Origin of the sequence: Pseudochrobactrum sp. B5 (assembly GCF_001939785.1) — a bacterium.
GTDB lineage: Bacteria > Pseudomonadota > Alphaproteobacteria > Rhizobiales > Rhizobiaceae > Pseudochrobactrum > Pseudochrobactrum saccharolyticum.
This window is the reverse complement of sequence record NZ_MOYL01000005.1, coordinates 152,431-169,376: the sequence shown is the minus strand read 5'-3', so window position 1 is coordinate 169,376 and position 16,946 is coordinate 152,431. Positions and strand designations below refer to the sequence as shown.

Below are 16,946 nucleotides of genomic sequence, written 5' to 3'. Positions count from 1 at the left end.
GGTTATTTGCATTTCTCGAAGCCGGAACGCAGTGCCTGCTCATTCAGATTACGACCGATAAAGACCAGACGGCTTTCGCGCTTTTCGTCCGGCTTCCACGGACGCTGGTGATCGCCTTCGATAATCATATGCACGCCCTGTACCACATAGCGGTCATCGTCACCGGCAAAAGCGATGATACCTTTGAGGCGCAGAATATCCGGCCCCTGAACCTGCGTTACATTCTGAATCCACGGGAAGAATTTCGCAGCATCCAGCTCGCCGGTGCGCAAGGATACGGACATAACCGTTACATCGTGGATCGCTGAAGCATGGCCGTGGTCATGCCCATGGTCATGATTACAATCTGGGCCGCAGCTATGGTCGTGATCATGATGGTGGTGATGGTCGTGTCCGTGGTCATGGTGATGATGCCCATGGTCATGGTGATGATGCCCATGGTCGTGATCGCAGTCAGGGCCGCAAACATGATCCGGATGATCATGATCGAGGAAATGCGGATCATTTTCCAGCGCACGCTGGAGATCAAAAGCACCGCGATCGAGAACTTTCGTCAGATCAATTTCTGCGCGCTGGGTACGGTGAATAATTGCATGCGGATTGATGGCACGGATTGTCGCTTCGACATGGCTAAGTTCCTGCGCATTAACCAGATCGGTCTTGTTGAGCAGAACCACATCGGCAAAAGCGATCTGGTCTTCGGCTTCTTTACTGTCTTTCAGACGTAGCGGCAGATGTTTGGCATCAACAAGGGCGACCACAGCATCAAGCTGGGTTTTGGCACGCACATCATCATCCATGAAGAATGTCTGGGCAACCGGTACCGGATCGGCAAGGCCGGTGGTTTCCACAATGATCGCATCAAAACGACCCGGACGGCGCATCAGACCTTCAACCACGCGGATCAGGTCGCCGCGCACGGTGCAGCAAATGCAGCCATTGTTCATTTCATAGATTTCTTCGTCGGACTCGACGATGAGATCATTATCAATGCCGATTTCACCGAACTCATTAACGATGACAGCATAGCGTTTGCCGTGGTTTTCGCTGAGAATACGGTTGAGCAGGGTGGTCTTGCCGGAGCCGAGATAGCCGGTCAGCACGGTAACCGGAATTTTAGGGAGTGTGGTTGCGCCAGTCGCAACCTGATCTGCTACAGGGCTATCGCTCATGGGTAGAGTGCCTCTTCATTGTCAGAATTTTTACCGGATCGGACAGGTGATGGCGGGAGCCGAAACGGTCTGTGTGTTGAAATCTTTGTGCATATAAGAATTGCGAAACCGTAATTCTATAGAACAGACTAGTTATATAGAGCAATCACCTCGGTGTGATTGTTCTCAGTTTTCAGAGTGCAGGCGATTGCCCAAAGACCGAGATATCAAACCGGTGGACATCATCCATCAGGCCGGTCAGGCCGCTCACTGCATGAGCGATGATTTTCTCGCCATCTTGCGCATTGGCGCGTAAAGCATTGCCGGCGGCACCCTGCTTGTTCAGATCGCTCATCATCCAGCCAAAAGCGTGCGGGCCATAGGCACGCAAATATTGAAACTCATCAATGAATTTTGCCTGTTCATTGATGTAATTCTGCGCCTTATCCATCTGCACAAGCTCCGGTGCCAAGGCCAGCATGACAGAGGTTTCGATATAGCCTGCATGGATATCAAGGTGTTTTTGTTCTGCACTGATGAGATCTTCCGGTATGCCGAACCGTGTCCAGTGGGTTGCCACGGCCAGCATGCCTAAACGTGCGCGCAATTCTGTGGCGACGATGGTCGCCAAAGGGGAGTTGCCGCCATGGGCATTGAGGATAACCAGCTTACGGATATTGGCGGCACAGAGGTTTTCACCGATGCCGATCCAGCGGTTCACTGCTTCAGAAAAAGCCAGCGTACGGCTGCCTTCCACATCCATATGTTCAACAGAATAGCCAACCGGCTCAGTTGTCAGAAAGCGCGCGGTAATATGCTCCGGCAGATTTTCTGCCAGACGGGCAGCTATGCCCTCGGCGATAATCGTGTCTGTCTCAAAAGGCAGATGAAGTCCGTGTTGCTCATGGGCACCCAGCGGTAAGACAGCAATGAGATTTTCAGGAATAGTGTCCTGCAGCGGCTCAGTTACGAGAGCCTCGCTGGTTTGCGGCACTCTGTCAGAAAGGGCGGAACTGGCGTGCTGGGTGATCTCCGGCAAAATATTTCTCCTCTGATATGTGCAAGTGAGAGGCATCATAACGGGTGAGTGTGGCTGCGGCTATTCTAAATACGCCTTTATGCCCGTTGTCCTGACTTGCAGCTGCGGCCAGACTGCTGCTTGTCAGTCATAACACCTTCAATTAGGTTGTTTATGAAATGATAAACGGACAGGTAGGGTGCATATGAGCAAGTCAGGCAAAACTGCTATTCTTCAGCCGTTACAGCACAATGCGCGGATGATGCGCACGATATTAGCCACACGGCTGCTGGAACACGGATTATATGCGGGGCAGGATGCGGTTTTGCTGAAACTTGCCGAAGAAGACGGCCTGCCGCCCGGTATTCTGGCGCAGCGTCTGGGCGTGCGTCCCCCGACAGTGACAAAAACGATCAGCCGTTTGCAGGCACAGGGTTTTGTTACCAAACAGGCATCGGAAAGCGATCAGCGCCAGACTCATGTGTTTCTGACCGATCAGGGGCATGATGTTATCCGTGTGATTGAAAAGCTGGTGCGTAAAACTGAAAAAGACTGCCTGCGCGGTTTTGAAAAGAAAGAACGGAAAGTTCTGCTGAAATTGCTGTCGCGGATGGAAAATAATCTGAATGCTGTTGCTGCCGGTCGCCCGTTGCGTACTGCTGCCAGTGATGAAGCCGATACGGCGGATGATCTGGCTGATGATGATGCCGATTAAAACGGAACAATGCAGGTGAGGGTGGCTCTGTGTTCCGTATTGAATAATTTGCCGGATAAGTTGCTAAAAACTGTCTCGCTATTTGTTAAACTATATTCTAGATATTGATTAACTAAGATTACTGAAGATAACTATACCGCAGAACTGCCGGTTCCGGTGAATATGATTGTTGAATAAGGGGCGGACGGCTTTTGGCCCAGAAGATCAAACTTTCAACCATTGCTGATGCGCTTGGCGTGTCAACGGCCACGGTTTCTCTGGCTTTGCGTGACAGTCCTCTGGTGGCGGATCAGACCCGCGACCGTATCAAGGAACATGCCCGCGCCATCGGTTATATTTATAACCGTCGTGCCGCATCGCTGCGCACATCGCGCTCCGGCATTATCGGTGTTGTGGTTCATGATATTATGAACCCGTTTTTTGCGGAAATTCTGCGCTCCATTGAAACGGAGCTGGATCGCTCCCGCCAGACTTTCATTCTCAGTAATCATTATGATCAGCTGGAAAAGCAGCGCACATTTGTGGACACGCTTTTGCAGCTCGGCGCGGACGGCGTAATCATGTCTCCGGCTATCGGTACGCCTGCGGAAGATATTGAACTGGCAGAAAATAACGGTCTGCCGGTGGTGCTGATCGCCCGTAATGTGGAAGGTGCGGATGTGCCGGTGTTTCGCGGCGATGATGCCTATGGCATCAGCCTTGCGACCAATCATCTGATTTCACTCGGACATACACGCATTTCGATGATCGGCGGCACGGATCAGACCTCTACAGGTCGCGACCGCTATCAGGGTTATGTTAATGCCATGGAAAAAGCCGGTCTGACTGTAAAGCCGGAATGGCGTATTCCGGGGCCGCGCACCAAGCAGGGCGGCTTTGAAGTGGCACCGCAATTTTTATCACTGAAAGACAAGCCGACGGCAGCTGTGTGCTGGAATGATCTGGTCGCTATTGGTCTGATGAATGGTATTGCCCGTGCCGGTCTGGTGCCGGGTGAAGATATTTCTGTGACCGGTTACGACGATCTGGAAGAGGCGGCAATTGCTACACCGGCACTGACAACCGTCTGGAACGGCCAGCGTGAAGTCGGGCGTCAGGCAGCGCGCGCGCTGCTGGATCAGCTCAACGGTGTTGAAATGCATAGCGATCAGCCGCTGATCAAACCGGAATTACATATCCGTCAGTCGACAAGTAAACCTGCCTGATACGCATAAACAGGCAGGTTTCAGTATTTTAGTATTTGAAATTTTGTAAAATTATATTCTAAATACGCTCTGTATTCATAGGCGGGGGCGTGTTGTGAAGTCTGTATCAGCAGTTATTTGCAGTCAGTTTTTGTTAATTGCAGTTTTGCCGGCCGGTGCCGCAGATTTAAATCCCACGCAAGTCACAGATATACGGATCAGCAATCCCGATTTTTCTTTTCTGGGCGGAATTGGTTACATCCATCTGCAAGGAGACGAGCTGGTTTATAATAATACCGGCAAGAAGATCAGCCATCTGATCTGGAAGACGGATGCTCCGGTTCTGACCGCAACTGCCAAAGCCGTATTTGATAATGACTGGACGCTGGCAGGCAATGTGATGGTCGGTTTCAGCGGCAATAACCGGATGAAAGATTATGACTGGCTGATGGATCCGCCAGCCGGTTATGGCTCCGATGCGTGGTCACATCGCTCAATCCATCCCGATACACAGCTTAACCGCTATATAACGGCTGATCTGGCGCTGGGGCATGATTTCCGCCTCAATGAAACAGCGCTGATTAATCTGCATGGCGGCTTTAAATATACCAATGTGAAATGGGATGCCTATGGTGGCAGCTATATTTATAGTCGGAATGAATTTCGTGATGATGCCGGTGATATTCCTGATGGTGAACGCACTATCAGTTATGAACAGAGTTATCCGACAGCATTTTTAGGGCTGGAAGCAAGTAAGAGCTTTGAACAGTGGACGTTCTCAGTGCAGGCAAGGGGTGGTTTGGCCTTTAAATCCAGAGATGAAGATCATCATTGGCGGCGGAACCTGCGTTTTACTGAGAAATATGATGGCCTGGCATTCATGTCCGTCGGTGCGCGTACAGAATATGCCTATACTGCGCAGACGTCATTTTTCCTCGCCGGTAATTATGAGCGCTATTTCAACAAAACTGCTGATACAACAATGTATAATCTGACCAGCGGAGAGGTCGTGGAATATTTTCCGGACGGAGCCGGAATGAAATTCCAGTCTTTTTCTTTAAGCGGCGGATTGAAATACCGGTTCTGAAATACAGATCGCGGGTTTCAGAACCGCGATCTGTAACACTGTATATTTTTTACTCTGCTTTGCCGGCATGTTTGCGCACAGCATCACCGAATGCCTGAAAGATTTTGGCTGAAGGTGCATCGGAGCGCACCCAATATTCAGGATGCCATTGCACTGCGAGCGCAAAATCCTGTGCGTCCTTCACAACAACTGCTTCAATCGTACCGTCTTCGGCTACGGCTTGCGGCTCAAGCTTGTCGGAAAGGCGGTCAATCGCCTGCCGGTGCACAGAATTGGTGTTAACTGCAGTGCTTTCCAGAATCGCAGCAAGGCATGAGTTTTCAGCAATCTCCAGCGGATGCGAAATCGCATAGCGCTCATCACGAATTGTGGAAACCGGTGCGCGGTGATCGTTCTTGCCGTTGAGTTCCTGAATATCATTGGCCAGCGAACCGCCAAGCGCGACATTCATTTCCTGCAAACCACGGCAGATGCCAAGCACGGGAATACCCCGTTCCAGTGCAGCGCGGATCAAAGGCAGGGTGGTCGCATCGCGGTCCGGATCAAACGGGCCGTGCTGTTCTGTGGCTTCCTGTCCGTAATGCTCCGGATGCACATTGGAACGGGAACCGGTGATGAGCAGACCGTGAACCGCCGCGAACAGGGCGTCGTGGTCAACCTTGTCACGGATATTCGGCACCAGAAGCGGTGTGACCTGAGCGACTTCCGTAAGCGCTGTAATATATTCCGAAGGTGTTGCGTGCCAGTTATTGCCGTCAATATCACGAATGTCAGAGGTGACAGCAATCAGAGGGCGGGATTTTTGCATGATAAACAGGCCTTGTCGTGGTTGCGCAGTCGCAGGCAGTTGGTTAGTTTTACGATTATGCAGTGAGGCAGCGTTTCTGTAAGAGCCGGAAAAATGCAAAACAGGAGCGGGAATACCGTCCGGATTGTCAGTTTTCAGCGGCCTGAATTTGTCTACTGTAAAGCGGCGTGATTGGGAATAATTATTGTAAAATTTTGCGCTGTGTATGACGGCAAAGTAATTGATTGAGAGGGCGATGTCCGCAAATCATCCGAATATATTTTCTGTCAAAGATAAAGTTATTGCGGTGACAGGCGGTTCGTCAGGGCTGGGGCATCATATGGTGCACACACTTGCTGCACATGGTGCAAAAGTTGTGTCCATCGCGCGCAGCCATCCTGTGACCTCCTGTGCTGATTGCGAGATTGTAAAGCCGGATATTTTACACATTTGTGCTGATGTTGCCGACAGTGCGGATATTGCTGCCGCCTTTGACGAAGCGGAGAAGCATTTCGGTACGGTCAGTGTGGTGTTTAACAATGCCGGTATTGCCTGCAAAGCGAGTGCTTTGAAAACAACCGCCGAGATGATGGAGCAGGTTTTCGCGGTTAATGTTGTCGGGGCGTTCAATGTCGCGCAGGAAGCTGCACGACGGATGATTGAGGCCAAAATTGCCGGTGCGATCATCAACACCACCAGTATTCTGAAAAACATGCCGCAGAAAGGCGCTGTTGCTTATTCCATGTCTAAGGCAGCCTTGGCGCAGATGACGCGGGCTCTGGCACTTGAATGGGCAGCACATAATATTCGCGTGAATGCCATTGCTCCGGGCTGGTTTCCGACAGGGATTAATCAGGAGCTTATGACAGGACCGGCAAGTAATTATCTTAAAGCGAAGAACCCGATGCGCCGGCTTGGAGAAAATGGTGATCTGGAAGGCGCATTGTTGCTGCTTGCCTCCAATGCGGGCGGTTATATGACGGGCACAACCATCACAATTGATGGCGGACACAGCCTGCAGGGGTGAAATCTGCGACTGTTGGCGGATTGATTTTCAGGCGGGATCAGCGGACAGTCTGATTGCGCGGGCTGAAAGCGCTGTGTTTGCGGGATATATCTTTATTGTAGAACTTACGAATATCATAATTTTTAAATATATTTTTATAGTTCCCGGCGATAATAATCCTATCAAAGGGGGTAGCAACCTATGGCATTGATTTTAATGTAAAAACACTCAGAAGTAGAAAAATTTGAAACTTATTTTTAAAGTATTTTTGTCATTCTTCCCCGGCGAGGGGGAGCAGTGACAAATGACATGGTTATTTAAGACCAACATTCCGGTGGACGTTCGCCTGTCATTTGTCAGAGCGCTTTATGGCAACCGGGAAACACTTTGGTTCGGACTGGCCGCACATATGCTGGCCTGCATGGTTATTTATTTTAAAACCGGCGACATTGTCTTTGTTATCTTCTCCGGCCTGTTCGCGCTGACTACCAGTATCCGCATGTATGATATGCATGTGTTTGACAGGGCGGATTTCAGCAGACTCACCCACGACAAAATCAATCGCTGGGAAATGCACTATCTTTTGGGTGCCTGTGCAATCTGCCTGATCCTCGGGCTGCTTTGTTTTTACAGCACCTATGTGATCGATGATCCGTTTGCCGAACTGGCCAGCCTGTCTATTCTTCTTGCCTCCGTTGTTTCAATTGTCGGCCGTAATTATGCGTCGCGTAATGCCGTTGTCATGATGTCGGTATGCGCTCTGGTGCCGGTTCTGTTCGGATTTATTCTGGTCGACAGTATTTATCATGTGATTATCGGTGCATTGCTGGTGCCGTATTTTCTCAGCAATATTCAAATGGCCAATGGTCTGCGTCAGTCACTATTTGCAGCCGTGATGAATGAGCGCCGCCTCAGCACCGTTGTAAGCCGCTTTGATACGGCGTTGAATAATATGCCTCAGGGTCTGGTGATGCTGGATGGCCGTGCATCAATTGCTGTGGTCAATAAGCAGGTGCGGGATATGTTGAATATCTCGCAAAATATCAGCCTTCTGAACCGCCCGTTTGAAGTTGTTCTGCGCTATTGCAGCAAGCACGGATTGTTTCCGCGTGACGAGCTGGACAATGTGCGTATGCGGATTGACGAGTTGCTGGAAGGCCGCCGTCAGCGCGATGTGTTTCATTTCGGCAATAATCGCTACATCGAGGTGATGTGTAATCAGCGTCGCGAAGAGGGGGCGGTGCTGATTTTTGATGATGTGACAGGACGTATTGAGGCCGAAGCGCAGATCCAGCATATGGCGCGCTATGACGGGCTGACCGGATTGCCGAACCGTTTCTATTTTGAAACGCTGGTTCGCGCTCTGACCGCAGGAAATAAGCCTGACGACCTCGTTGCGCTTGCCGTTATTGATCTTAATCACTTCAAGCATGTGAATGATTCATATGGTCATCACACCGGTGATGAGCTGTTACGGCAGTTTGCGGAGCGTCTCGGCCAGCTTGATGCCGAGCGTTTTGTGGCATCGCGCTTTGGCGGCGATGAATTTGTTCTGTTCATTCAGGGCATTAAAGACCGCTCGCATATTAATACGGTGATGGATGAGGTCACGGCCTATCTGAGCGGTGTTTATGAATTTGCATCCCAGCAGATCTATCTGGATATCAGCGCCGGTGTAGCGGTTGATATTATGAAGAATGTCGATCTTCGTGGCCTGCATGTGAATGCCGATCTGGCGCTTTATGAGGCCAAAAGCAGCGAACATGACCGCTGGGTTGCTTTCGTGGAAGCGATGGATACAAAATATCGCTCACGGCAGAAGCTTAAAAATGATCTGCGAGAGGCAATCAATGCAGGCAGTCTGACAGTTGTCTATCAGCCGATTGTCAGCCTGAATTCTCTGCGTATTGTGGCGGTTGAGGCGCTGTCCCGCTGGCATCATCCGAAATTCGGGCCTATCGGGCCTGCGGACTATATTCCGCTTGCCGAAGAGATGGGGATTATTACAGAACTCACGCAGTTCATGCTGAACCGTGCCTGTCAGGATTGCGCGGGCTGGGGGCATAAGATCGGCGTGTCGGTCAATCTCTCTGCCATTGATCTGAAAAATTCCGGCATTGTCGATATGGTTGTTGATGCTTTGCAGAAAGCGCAATTGCCGTCTTACCTGCTTGAAGTTGAAGTGACGGAAAGTGCAATTATCAGCGACCGCGTCAAAACCTGCGAAATGCTGCAGCGGCTGAAAAATTCAGGCATTAACATTGCTCTTGATGACTTCGGTACCGGCTATTCCAGTCTCAGCTATCTGAACACATTGCCACTGACAAAGGTCAAAGTTGATCGTTCTTTCGTCCGCGATATTGTGACGGACAGACGGGCCTTTATGCTTTTACGCGGTGTGACACAGCTGTCTCATGAGCTTGGTTTCGGCGTTACCATTGAGGGCGTGGAAACTGAGGAGCAGCTGAAACTGATTCGCGGAACCGGCGGTGCAGATCTGGTACAGGGCTTTTTGCTCGGCGCACCACTGAGTGCCGATGAGATCAGTGCGCAGCTCGGGCGCTCTCTCTCCGTGATGTCGAATAATCATGCGGAGGCAGTGCAGGCGGACGAACTTCCTTCCTGATCAGCGGTTCTTTCTGAGAATATGCCGGTGATATTTGTCTCCGGCGATGCATTCATTTCGCGGCAGATATAAAAAAGATTAATTGTGCCGGTCTGGACCCTTGCTTTTTGTCACACATAAAGAGAAATGGTTACCAGCATATTTGTTTCCTCAAATCAGCGGGCAGATATGCAAGGTGATGCCCGTGAGGGCTATTGCTGTTTCCTGAATATATTATGTTCCGGACATAAGACATTTGCCGGAATGGTTAGTGCTTTGAAATTACGCTTTATTTTAGATTTTGCTTATAGGGGGCGGGTTTAAAATAGGATGTGTATTCCTGTATATTTTACGGAATATGAAGCGTGGCATATTCATGAAACGGCTGCACCAGAGCTTTAGTTTATTGGTGGCGGACATTATAGATGACGGTCTCTCAACCGGTTGCGAAAGCACCAGTCCTTTCGAACTTTGCCCGGCACATGCTGGAGTTTCTGGATCGAGTGGAATACCGGCGGGTTATACACGCGGAAGATCTGGAAGAGGTCGGCCGGCTGCGTTATCGTTCCTATATGACGCGCAATGTCATGGACGACAATTTTCTTGGCACCATTATTGATGAAGTCGACCGTGATCATCAGGCCTATGTTTACGGTGTCTATATAGACGGTATTCTGGTCAGTACGCTCCGTGTTCATCACATTACGGCAGAGCATCGCATTGGTACCAGCGCCAAATTATTTCCCGATATTCTGGGGCCGATGCTCGATAATAATATGAGTTTTGTTGATCCGACACGTTTCGCTGCGGATCCTGCCTATCTCGCTGAATTTCCCGCCATTCCCTATCTGACATTGCGCATTGCCGCGATGGCGTCAGAATATTTCAATGCAAGTTTTTGCCTTGCCGCAGTCAAGCCGGAGCATATGGCTTTCTATAAGCGCATCTTTGGCTCGCAAATGCTGGCAGACCCGCGCGATCATGAAGGCTATGGTATTCAGGTGGGCTTAGGCGCTGCGGCGGTCAGCTCAATCCGCGATGCGGTTGCCGTACGCTTTCCGTTTTTTAAATCTCAGGCTCATGAGCGGCGCAATATGTTTGCCGATGTTCGTGCAGGCAATGTTCCGCTGACCATTCTACCGACGGCTAAATATACCGGACTGGGGATCTAACTATCTGAGTATCTGATCTAAAAGTCGCCCGACTTGGCTGCAAATGGCATCGGCTTGCAGCAGATTGTCGCAACATTGGCGGTGAAGTGAAGCTTGCCTATTGCTTCAGAACTGTGTCAACTGTGCCCAGATAAGATTTCTGAACCGGAAGACGGCCGCAAAGGAAGATATCTTTGGGGAGGGAGAAAGAAATGGCAGAAATTCAGCACGGTCCTGCAGAGCTTGGCGCAGAGATGGATTATCCTGAGCATGAGCGTACCTATCATGGTTTTACCTTTTTGGTAAAATGGGGAACGATTGTGCTTTCCGCTTTGATGATCGCGATGGCATTTGCATTTTTTGCTGCCGGCTGGTTCTCGGGTGTTATTCTGTTCGCGCTGATTATGGCAGCGGCAGTTTTCTTTGCCTGAGACATGTCAGAGGCAGACTGAAAAACTTCATTTCAGAACGGCATGGAATCTATAAATTATACCGCCAGTTTGGCGGTATAATTTTTTGCGCCCTGTTCAGAGCAAAAATCTCTCCATAATTGCGTATTTTCGATCACATAAGAAATTTTTTGCATAAAGAGTATTGCAGCCTGCTTTTTCCGTGATTTACTGCGCCCGTCCAAAATGTTGTTCCGGAGGAGACCGGTACGGATTTTGTGAGTTTTGGGGATAGGGAAAGTGAGGGCAGTTTTGTCTCAGGTAATATTCATTCCCGTTGAAACTGATCCGAGTGAAACACGGGTGGCGGCAACGCCGGAAACCGTGAAAAAGCTGATCGGTTACGGATTTAAGATAATCGTGGAAAGCGGTGCAGGTATTGCGTCGCGTATTACGGATCAGGCTTTTGCCGATGCCTGTGCGCAGATCGGTAAGACCGCCGATATTAAAACCGCGGATATTATTCTTAAACTTCGCCGTCCTTCATCCGCTGAACTGAAAAATTACAAAACCGGTGCCGTGCTGATCGCGATGCTTGATCCTTATGGCCATGAGGACAGTGTGGCGGCCATTGCGCAGGCAGGGCTGACTGCATTTACCATGGAATTTATGCCGCGCATTACCCGTGCGCAGGTGATGGATGTGCTGTCATCGCAGGCCAATCTTGCAGGCTATCAGGCGGTGATTGATGCCGCGGCGGAATATGGCCGTGCCATGCCGATGATGATGACCGCTGCCGGCACAGTACCAGCAGCCAAAGTTTTTGTGATGGGGGCAGGGGTTGCCGGTCTTCAGGCCATTGCGACCGCGCGCCGTCTTGGTGCTGTGGTGACGGCGACTGATGTGCGTCCTGCTGCCAAGGAACAGGTGGCATCGCTTGGTGCTAAGTTTGTCGCTGTAGAGGATGAGGAGTTCAAAGCGGCCGAGACTGCCGGTGGCTATGCCAAGGAAATGTCGAAAGACTATCAGGCAAAGCAGGCAGCGCTGGTTACTGATCATATTGCCAAGCAGGATATTGTGATTACCACAGCGCTTATTCCGGGGCGTGCTGCGCCGCGTCTGGTGAGTGCTGAGATGGTTGCCAGCATGAAGCCTGGCTCGGTGCTGATTGATCTGGCTGTTGAGCGTGGCGGCAATGTTGAAGGTGCGGTAGCGGGACAGGTTGTCGAAAAAGACGGCGTGAAAATTATCGGCCATATGAATACGGCCGGTCGCATCGCTGCTTCGGCTTCACAGCTTTATGCGCGCAATCTGTTCGCTTTCCTTGAGACATTGATCGACAAAGAGACCAAACAGGTTGTCATCAATCTTGAAGATGAACTGGTGAAAGCAACGGTGCTGACCCATCAGGGTGCTATTGTGCATCCGGCTTTTGCTGATGCGAAAGCAGCACCGGTTGCTGCTGATAATAAAGCTGAAGCAGCACCTAAGCCTGCTGTGAAGAAAGCTCCGGTCAAAAAAGCTGCCCCGAAAAAACCGGCTGCTGCAAAACCGGCAACCAAAACGGGTGCAGGTAAGAAAACCGTAAATGAAGCCGGAAATAAGGGGGATGAGGCATGAGTGCGGATTCTTTGAAAGAGGCACTGGGTGGTCTCGACAAGGCGGTTGAAAACCTGCGTCAGGCTGCGGAAGGTCTGGGTAGTTCAGATTCAATCAGCAATGCTGTGCATGTTGCCAGCGGCGGTGTGATTGATCCTTTTGTATTTCAGCTGGCGATTTTCGTGCTGTCGATTTTTGTCGGTTATTACGTTGTCTGGTCGGTAACGCCTGCCTTGCATACGCCTTTGATGGCGGTGACCAACGCGATTTCTTCGGTGATCGTTGTCGGTGCGCTGCTGGCCGTCGGTCTTTCCCTTTCCGGCTGGGCAACCGGTTTCGGCTTTATCGCTTTGGTGCTGGCAAGCGTGAATATTTTCGGGGGCTTTCTTGTCACCCAGCGCATGCTCGCCATGTATAAGAAAAAAGACAAGTGAGGGGCTGAAACATGAGCGTTAATCTGGCAGCCTTTCTTTATCTCGTTTCCGGCGTGTTATTCATTCTGGCATTGCGCGGTCTTTCTCATCCGACAACCAGCCGTCAGGGTAATTTTTACGGTATGCTCGGTATGGGCATTGCCATTGTCACCACGCTGATATTGGCGCAACCGTCTTTTGGCGGACTGGCACTGATTGTGCTTGGGCTGGCAATCGGTGGCGGTATCGGTGCCGTTGTGGCCAAGCGTATTGCCATGACGGCGATGCCGCAGCTGGTGGCATTTTTCCACTCGCTGGTTGGTCTTGCTGCGGTGATGGTGGCCGCTGCGGCTCTCTACTCACCGCATTCTTTCGGTATCGGTGAAGTGGGGTCAATCCACGCACAGGCATTGGTGGAAATGTCGCTCGGCGTGGCCATTGGTGCCATTACCTTTACCGGCTCGATCATTGCCTATCTCAAGCTGGATGGTCGTATGTCGGGTAAGCCAATCATGCTGCCGTCACGGCATATCATCAATGCGGCGCTGTTTATCGGCATTGTGGTTCTGGTGATCGTGCTGGCGATTACAGAAAGCCATCTGGTGTTCTGGGCGATTGTGCTGTTGTCCCTGCTGTTCGGTGTGCTGATCATTATCCCGATAGGCGGCGCAGACATGCCGGTGGTTGTGTCTATGCTCAACTCCTATTCCGGTTGGGCAGCGGCAGGTATCGGCTTTACGCTGGGCAATCTGGCACTGATTATCACCGGTGCGCTGGTCGGTTCTTCCGGTGCGATCCTGTCCTATATCATGTGTAAGGGCATGAACCGCTCGTTCATTTCTGTGATCCTTGGCGGCTTCGGCGGTGATACATCTTCTGGAGGTAGCACGGGTGAAGTCGAGCAGCGTCCGGTCAAACAAGGCTCGGCAGATGATGCGGCTTTCATCATGAGGAATGCCGCCAAAGTCATCATCGTACCGGGTTATGGTATGGCGGTAGCACAGGCACAGCATGCGCTGCGTGAAATGGCCGATAAGCTGAAGGAAGAGGGCGTAGAAGTTAAATATGCCATTCATCCGGTGGCGGGTCGTATGCCGGGACATATGAACGTGCTGCTGGCCGAGGCCAACGTGCCTTATGATGAAGTCTTCGAGCTGGAAGATATCAACTCCGAATTTGCGCAGGCCGATGTGGCTTTCGTGATCGGTGCGAATGACGTGACCAATCCGGCAGCGAAAACAGACCCGCAGTCTCCGATTTTCGGTATGCCTATTCTTGATGTGGATAAGGCCGGAACGGTGCTGTTCATCAAGCGCGGCATGGGCTCCGGCTATGCGGGCGTGGAGAATGAATTGTTCTTCCGTGACAACACCATGATGCTGTTTGCTGATGCAAAGAAGATGGTCGAAAATATCGTCAAAGCGCTGGATTAAACCAGCGCAATTCGGCAGATAAAAGAAAAGGCGGCTTTTGAGCCGCCTTTTTTATTGCGATTTGAGCAATGTTTAATGCTGCTTTTCTTACGCCTTTTCGGGCAAAAACACAGCCTGTCAGCAGGTTAGCGCGCTTTGCTGCATAAGAGATTCCGTTGCCCTTGGCTTATTGTCCGTAAACCAGCTTGTCCTGACGAGCGCGTAGTTCTGCAAGGCGGGAACCGGCAGGCAGAGCCGCATTGTCATAGGTGATGAGCTCACCTTTTTTGATCGGCTTCAGTACTTTGGCACCGGTCAGCATTCCGCATGGAATGGCTTTGGCTGCGCGGGCTTCACCGGCCGTCATGATCCATGCACGGTAGCAATATTCACCGATGGCATCGAGGGTTTCGCCAACCGCCATATCTTTCTTGGCAACGGCTGCAACTTCTGCGGTCGGTCTGCTCAGCGGTACCATGTCGGCTTTGCCATAGAGCACTGCACGGGCGCAGGTGAGGGGCACTTCCAGCGAGGTCAGGTGGTACGGACGATGGAAGGTGAAATAAGGGCCTTTACCCATTTTTAGGTCTTCCATACGCTCACTAATACGCGGATGGGACATGTCCGCAACCACGAATACACCCGGAGCCACGCCTTTGCCGATCGTATAATCGACAACGCCCACACGGGAGAGCACGCCGCCGTCTTTCTCAGGAATCAGCGTTGAGGAGAGCTGGTCGAGGGTTGCTGCAGGGCCGTGCATACCGGCTTTATCCGGTACCAGCCCGGTGGCATTAGCGATAGCCGCCATTTCCACCATGGTTTTGGAACCGTCCACAAATTCCACAAGCAGGCGCACATTCATATTCCGGCGCGTGGCTTCTTCAATGTAATTATCAGGGATCGCATCAATATTGAGCGGATTGTTTTTGCCTTTACCGGCAGCAACAATCGGATGCCCCATCGCGGTGACAAATTCGATCAGTTCCATGCAGGATGACGGTTCGTCACCGGCACCGAGCGAATAGACAACGCCAAGACGGTCGGCTTCGCTCTTAAGATAAGCGCCGATTGTCACATCAGCTTCAACATTCATCATTACGAGATGTTTGCCGTGCTCCATGGCACGCAGACCGATTTCCGCGCCAACGGCAGGAATACCGGTTGCATCAATCACCACGTCAATCAGGTCATTATTGAGGATGAGGTCTGCATTATCGGTAACAGCAATTTTATGCGCTTCGAGCGCGAGGCTCAGATCAGAGCCGGTGCCAACCTCGCGGGCATGGCCTTGTTCACCATAGGCGATCTCGGCGGCTTTGAGGGCGCGTTGCGGATTGGTTTCCGAAATCGCGCCGATTTCAATGCCGGGCATATGGGCGACACGGGTCACAATATCGGTGCCCATTTCTCCGCAGCCGATCAGGCCGATGCGGATGGGTTTACCGGTATCGGCGCGGGCTTTCATATCACGAGCTAAGCCGGTGAGTGCGACATTGGTGGCCATGTTTGTTCTCCGGAGATAGTGTTTTGCGGGAGAATAACCCGCCTGATAATGACAGTTATAAAAGACCTGAGCATTTCACAGTCAAGTTGGAACAACTTGATGGCCGTGATAATGCGATTACTAAAAAAGCTAGAGCGATCACTATAGTTTAACATGTGCGTAAACCGCTCTAGATTAAATATCAATTACTAAGGGGCTGCATCCGTGCGGCATGACAGAGCAGGAGTTCAAAGTGCTGGACAGCGTAACCAATAATAACTGGGATCTCGTGATTTTTGACTGTGACGGTGTGCTGGTCGACAGCGAACCGCTGGCTGCGCTGGCTTTCCATAATGTTTATGCCCGTCATAATATGCCGATTCCTGACGGTACGGTAGCCAAGGGTGTAGGAATGAAGCAGGCGGATATTATTCGCCTGATTGGTGACCTCACCGGCCATTATCTGCCGGATGCAGCGCAGGATGATATCTGGCCGGAAACACATCGGGTATTTTCTGAAGCCTTGCAGCCTTGTGACGGTATTGCCGGTGTTCTGGAACGCCTGAAGACCCGCAGTTGTGTGGCCTCGTCTTCCTCACCGCAGCGTATTGCTTTCAGTCTGGAAAAAACCGGTCTGATTAATGCATTCGATGGCGCTCTGTATTCATCCACTATGGTCAAGCGCGGTAAACCGGCACCGGACTTGTTCCTGTTTGCCGCAGAGAAATTCGGTGCTGATCCGGCACGTTGTGTGGTGTTTGAAGATTCACCATTTGGTGTGGAGGGGGCTGTTGCCGCAGGTATGACAGCAATCGGTTATACCGGCGGCGGGCATACTTATGCCGGGCACACGGAAAAGCTTTTGGAAAAAGGTGCAAAAGCGGTTTATAGCAGCTGGAAAGAGATAGAGAATAACATTCTCTGAAAGTGCGAATCCATCATA

The 16,946-nt window shown here is 51.1% G+C and carries 15 protein-coding genes; 11 read left to right on the top strand and 4 right to left on the bottom strand.

Annotated features, from left to right (window positions below; translation table 11 throughout):
* Positions 1 to 2 precede the first annotated feature (2 nt).
* Together BKD14_RS14965 and BKD14_RS14960 are read right to left on the bottom strand one after the other, a co-directional pair.
* Positions 3 to 1,172, bottom strand: coding sequence for a GTP-binding protein (locus tag BKD14_RS14965; RefSeq protein ID WP_075657042.1), 1,170 nt, complete (start codon positions 1,170 to 1,172; stop codon positions 3 to 5).
* A 172-nt stretch (positions 1,173 to 1,344) separates the two neighbouring features.
* A complete protein-coding gene (locus tag BKD14_RS14960) occupies positions 1,345 to 2,109 on the bottom strand; it encodes a creatininase family protein (protein WP_075657164.1) in 765 nt (254 codons plus the stop codon).
* Between the two features lie 265 nt (positions 2,110 to 2,374).
* On the opposite strand from BKD14_RS14960, the gene BKD14_RS14955 reads away from it, so the two are divergent.
* From BKD14_RS14955 to BKD14_RS14945, 3 genes are all read left to right on the top strand, one after another.
* Entirely contained in the window at positions 2,375 to 2,884 is a 510-nt protein-coding gene (locus BKD14_RS14955; protein ID WP_075657041.1) for a MarR family transcriptional regulator, read from the top strand.
* A 191-nt stretch (positions 2,885 to 3,075) separates the two neighbouring features.
* Positions 3,076 to 4,089, top strand: coding sequence for a LacI family DNA-binding transcriptional regulator (locus BKD14_RS14950; RefSeq protein WP_075657040.1), 1,014 nt, complete (start codon positions 3,076 to 3,078; stop codon positions 4,087 to 4,089).
* 94 nt (positions 4,090 to 4,183) lie between these two features.
* The gene (locus BKD14_RS14945; protein ID WP_075657039.1) at positions 4,184 to 5,155 is read left to right on the top strand and encodes an omptin family outer membrane protease; all 972 of its coding nucleotides are present in this window, start codon (positions 4,184 to 4,186) and stop codon (positions 5,153 to 5,155) included.
* 49 nt (positions 5,156 to 5,204) lie between these two features.
* Here BKD14_RS14945 and BKD14_RS14940 read toward each other — a convergent pair whose 3' ends face one another.
* Entirely contained in the window at positions 5,205 to 5,963 is a 759-nt protein-coding gene (locus tag BKD14_RS14940) for a gamma-glutamyl-gamma-aminobutyrate hydrolase family protein (RefSeq protein WP_075657038.1), read from the bottom strand.
* A 235-nt stretch (positions 5,964 to 6,198) separates the two neighbouring features.
* On the opposite strand from BKD14_RS14940, the gene BKD14_RS14935 reads away from it, so the two are divergent.
* From BKD14_RS14935 to BKD14_RS14900, 7 genes are all read left to right on the top strand, one after another.
* Positions 6,199 to 6,969, top strand: a complete 771-nt coding sequence (locus BKD14_RS14935) for an SDR family oxidoreductase (RefSeq protein WP_075657037.1) — start codon at positions 6,199 to 6,201, stop codon at positions 6,967 to 6,969.
* A gap of 283 nt (positions 6,970 to 7,252) precedes the next feature.
* The gene (locus tag BKD14_RS14925; RefSeq protein ID WP_075657035.1) at positions 7,253 to 9,574 is read left to right on the top strand and encodes an EAL domain-containing protein; all 2,322 of its coding nucleotides are present in this window, start codon (positions 7,253 to 7,255) and stop codon (positions 9,572 to 9,574) included.
* A 404-nt stretch (positions 9,575 to 9,978) separates the two neighbouring features.
* Positions 9,979 to 10,725: a hypothetical protein gene (locus BKD14_RS14920; RefSeq protein ID WP_022712500.1), complete on the top strand. Its 747-nt coding sequence runs from the start codon at positions 9,979 to 9,981 to the stop codon at positions 10,723 to 10,725.
* A gap of 191 nt (positions 10,726 to 10,916) precedes the next feature.
* On the top strand, positions 10,917 to 11,135 hold the full coding sequence (locus tag BKD14_RS14915) for an aa3-type cytochrome c oxidase subunit IV (protein ID WP_022712501.1): 219 nt from the start codon (positions 10,917 to 10,919) through the stop codon (positions 11,133 to 11,135).
* 270 nt (positions 11,136 to 11,405) lie between these two features.
* Positions 11,406 to 12,713 (top strand): Re/Si-specific NAD(P)(+) transhydrogenase subunit alpha, encoded by a 1,308-nt coding sequence (locus BKD14_RS14910; protein ID WP_075657034.1) that lies wholly within the window; start codon positions 11,406 to 11,408, stop codon positions 12,711 to 12,713.
* Positions 12,710 to 13,126, top strand: coding sequence for an NAD(P) transhydrogenase subunit alpha (locus tag BKD14_RS14905; protein WP_075657033.1), 417 nt, complete (start codon positions 12,710 to 12,712; stop codon positions 13,124 to 13,126). The genes BKD14_RS14910 and BKD14_RS14905 overlap by 4 nt, the downstream gene beginning before the upstream one ends.
* Before the next feature lie 11 nt (positions 13,127 to 13,137).
* Positions 13,138 to 14,538 carry an NAD(P)(+) transhydrogenase (Re/Si-specific) subunit beta gene (locus BKD14_RS14900; RefSeq protein ID WP_075657032.1) on the top strand — a complete coding sequence of 467 codons (1,401 nt, stop codon included), beginning with the start codon at positions 13,138 to 13,140 and terminating at the stop codon, positions 14,536 to 14,538.
* 166 nt (positions 14,539 to 14,704) lie between these two features.
* Here BKD14_RS14900 and BKD14_RS14895 read toward each other — a convergent pair whose 3' ends face one another.
* On the bottom strand, positions 14,705 to 16,024 hold the full coding sequence (locus BKD14_RS14895) for an NAD(P)H-dependent oxidoreductase (protein WP_075657031.1): 1,320 nt from the start codon (positions 16,022 to 16,024) through the stop codon (positions 14,705 to 14,707).
* A gap of 235 nt (positions 16,025 to 16,259) precedes the next feature.
* Here BKD14_RS14895 and BKD14_RS14890 point away from each other — a divergent pair, with 235 nt between their 5' ends.
* The gene (locus BKD14_RS14890) at positions 16,260 to 16,928 is read left to right on the top strand and encodes an HAD family phosphatase (protein WP_028234005.1); all 669 of its coding nucleotides are present in this window, start codon (positions 16,260 to 16,262) and stop codon (positions 16,926 to 16,928) included.
* Positions 16,929 to 16,946 lie beyond the last annotated feature (18 nt).

Bases quoted from the DNA above. Each gene is read 5' to 3' on its own strand.
- BKD14_RS14965 (WP_075657042.1), bottom strand. From the start codon at position 1,172: ATGAGCGATAGCCCTGTAGCAGATCAGGTTGCGACTGGCGCAACCACA.
- BKD14_RS14955 (WP_075657041.1), top strand. From the start codon at position 2,375: ATGAGCAAGTCAGGCAAAACTGCTATTCTTCAGCCGTTACAGCACAAT.
- BKD14_RS14940 (WP_075657038.1), bottom strand. From the start codon at position 5,963: ATGCAAAAATCCCGCCCTCTGATTGCTGTCACCTCTGACATTCGTGAT.
- BKD14_RS14935 (WP_075657037.1), top strand. From the start codon at position 6,199: ATGTCCGCAAATCATCCGAATATATTTTCTGTCAAAGATAAAGTTATT.
- BKD14_RS14925 (WP_075657035.1), top strand. From the start codon at position 7,253: ATGACATGGTTATTTAAGACCAACATTCCGGTGGACGTTCGCCTGTCA.
- BKD14_RS14920 (WP_022712500.1), top strand. From the start codon at position 9,979: ATGACGGTCTCTCAACCGGTTGCGAAAGCACCAGTCCTTTCGAACTTT.
- BKD14_RS14915 (WP_022712501.1), top strand. From the start codon at position 10,917: ATGGCAGAAATTCAGCACGGTCCTGCAGAGCTTGGCGCAGAGATGGAT.
- BKD14_RS14905 (WP_075657033.1), top strand. From the start codon at position 12,710: ATGAGTGCGGATTCTTTGAAAGAGGCACTGGGTGGTCTCGACAAGGCG.
- BKD14_RS14900 (WP_075657032.1), top strand. From the start codon at position 13,138: ATGAGCGTTAATCTGGCAGCCTTTCTTTATCTCGTTTCCGGCGTGTTA.
- BKD14_RS14895 (WP_075657031.1), bottom strand. From the start codon at position 16,024: ATGGCCACCAATGTCGCACTCACCGGCTTAGCTCGTGATATGAAAGCC.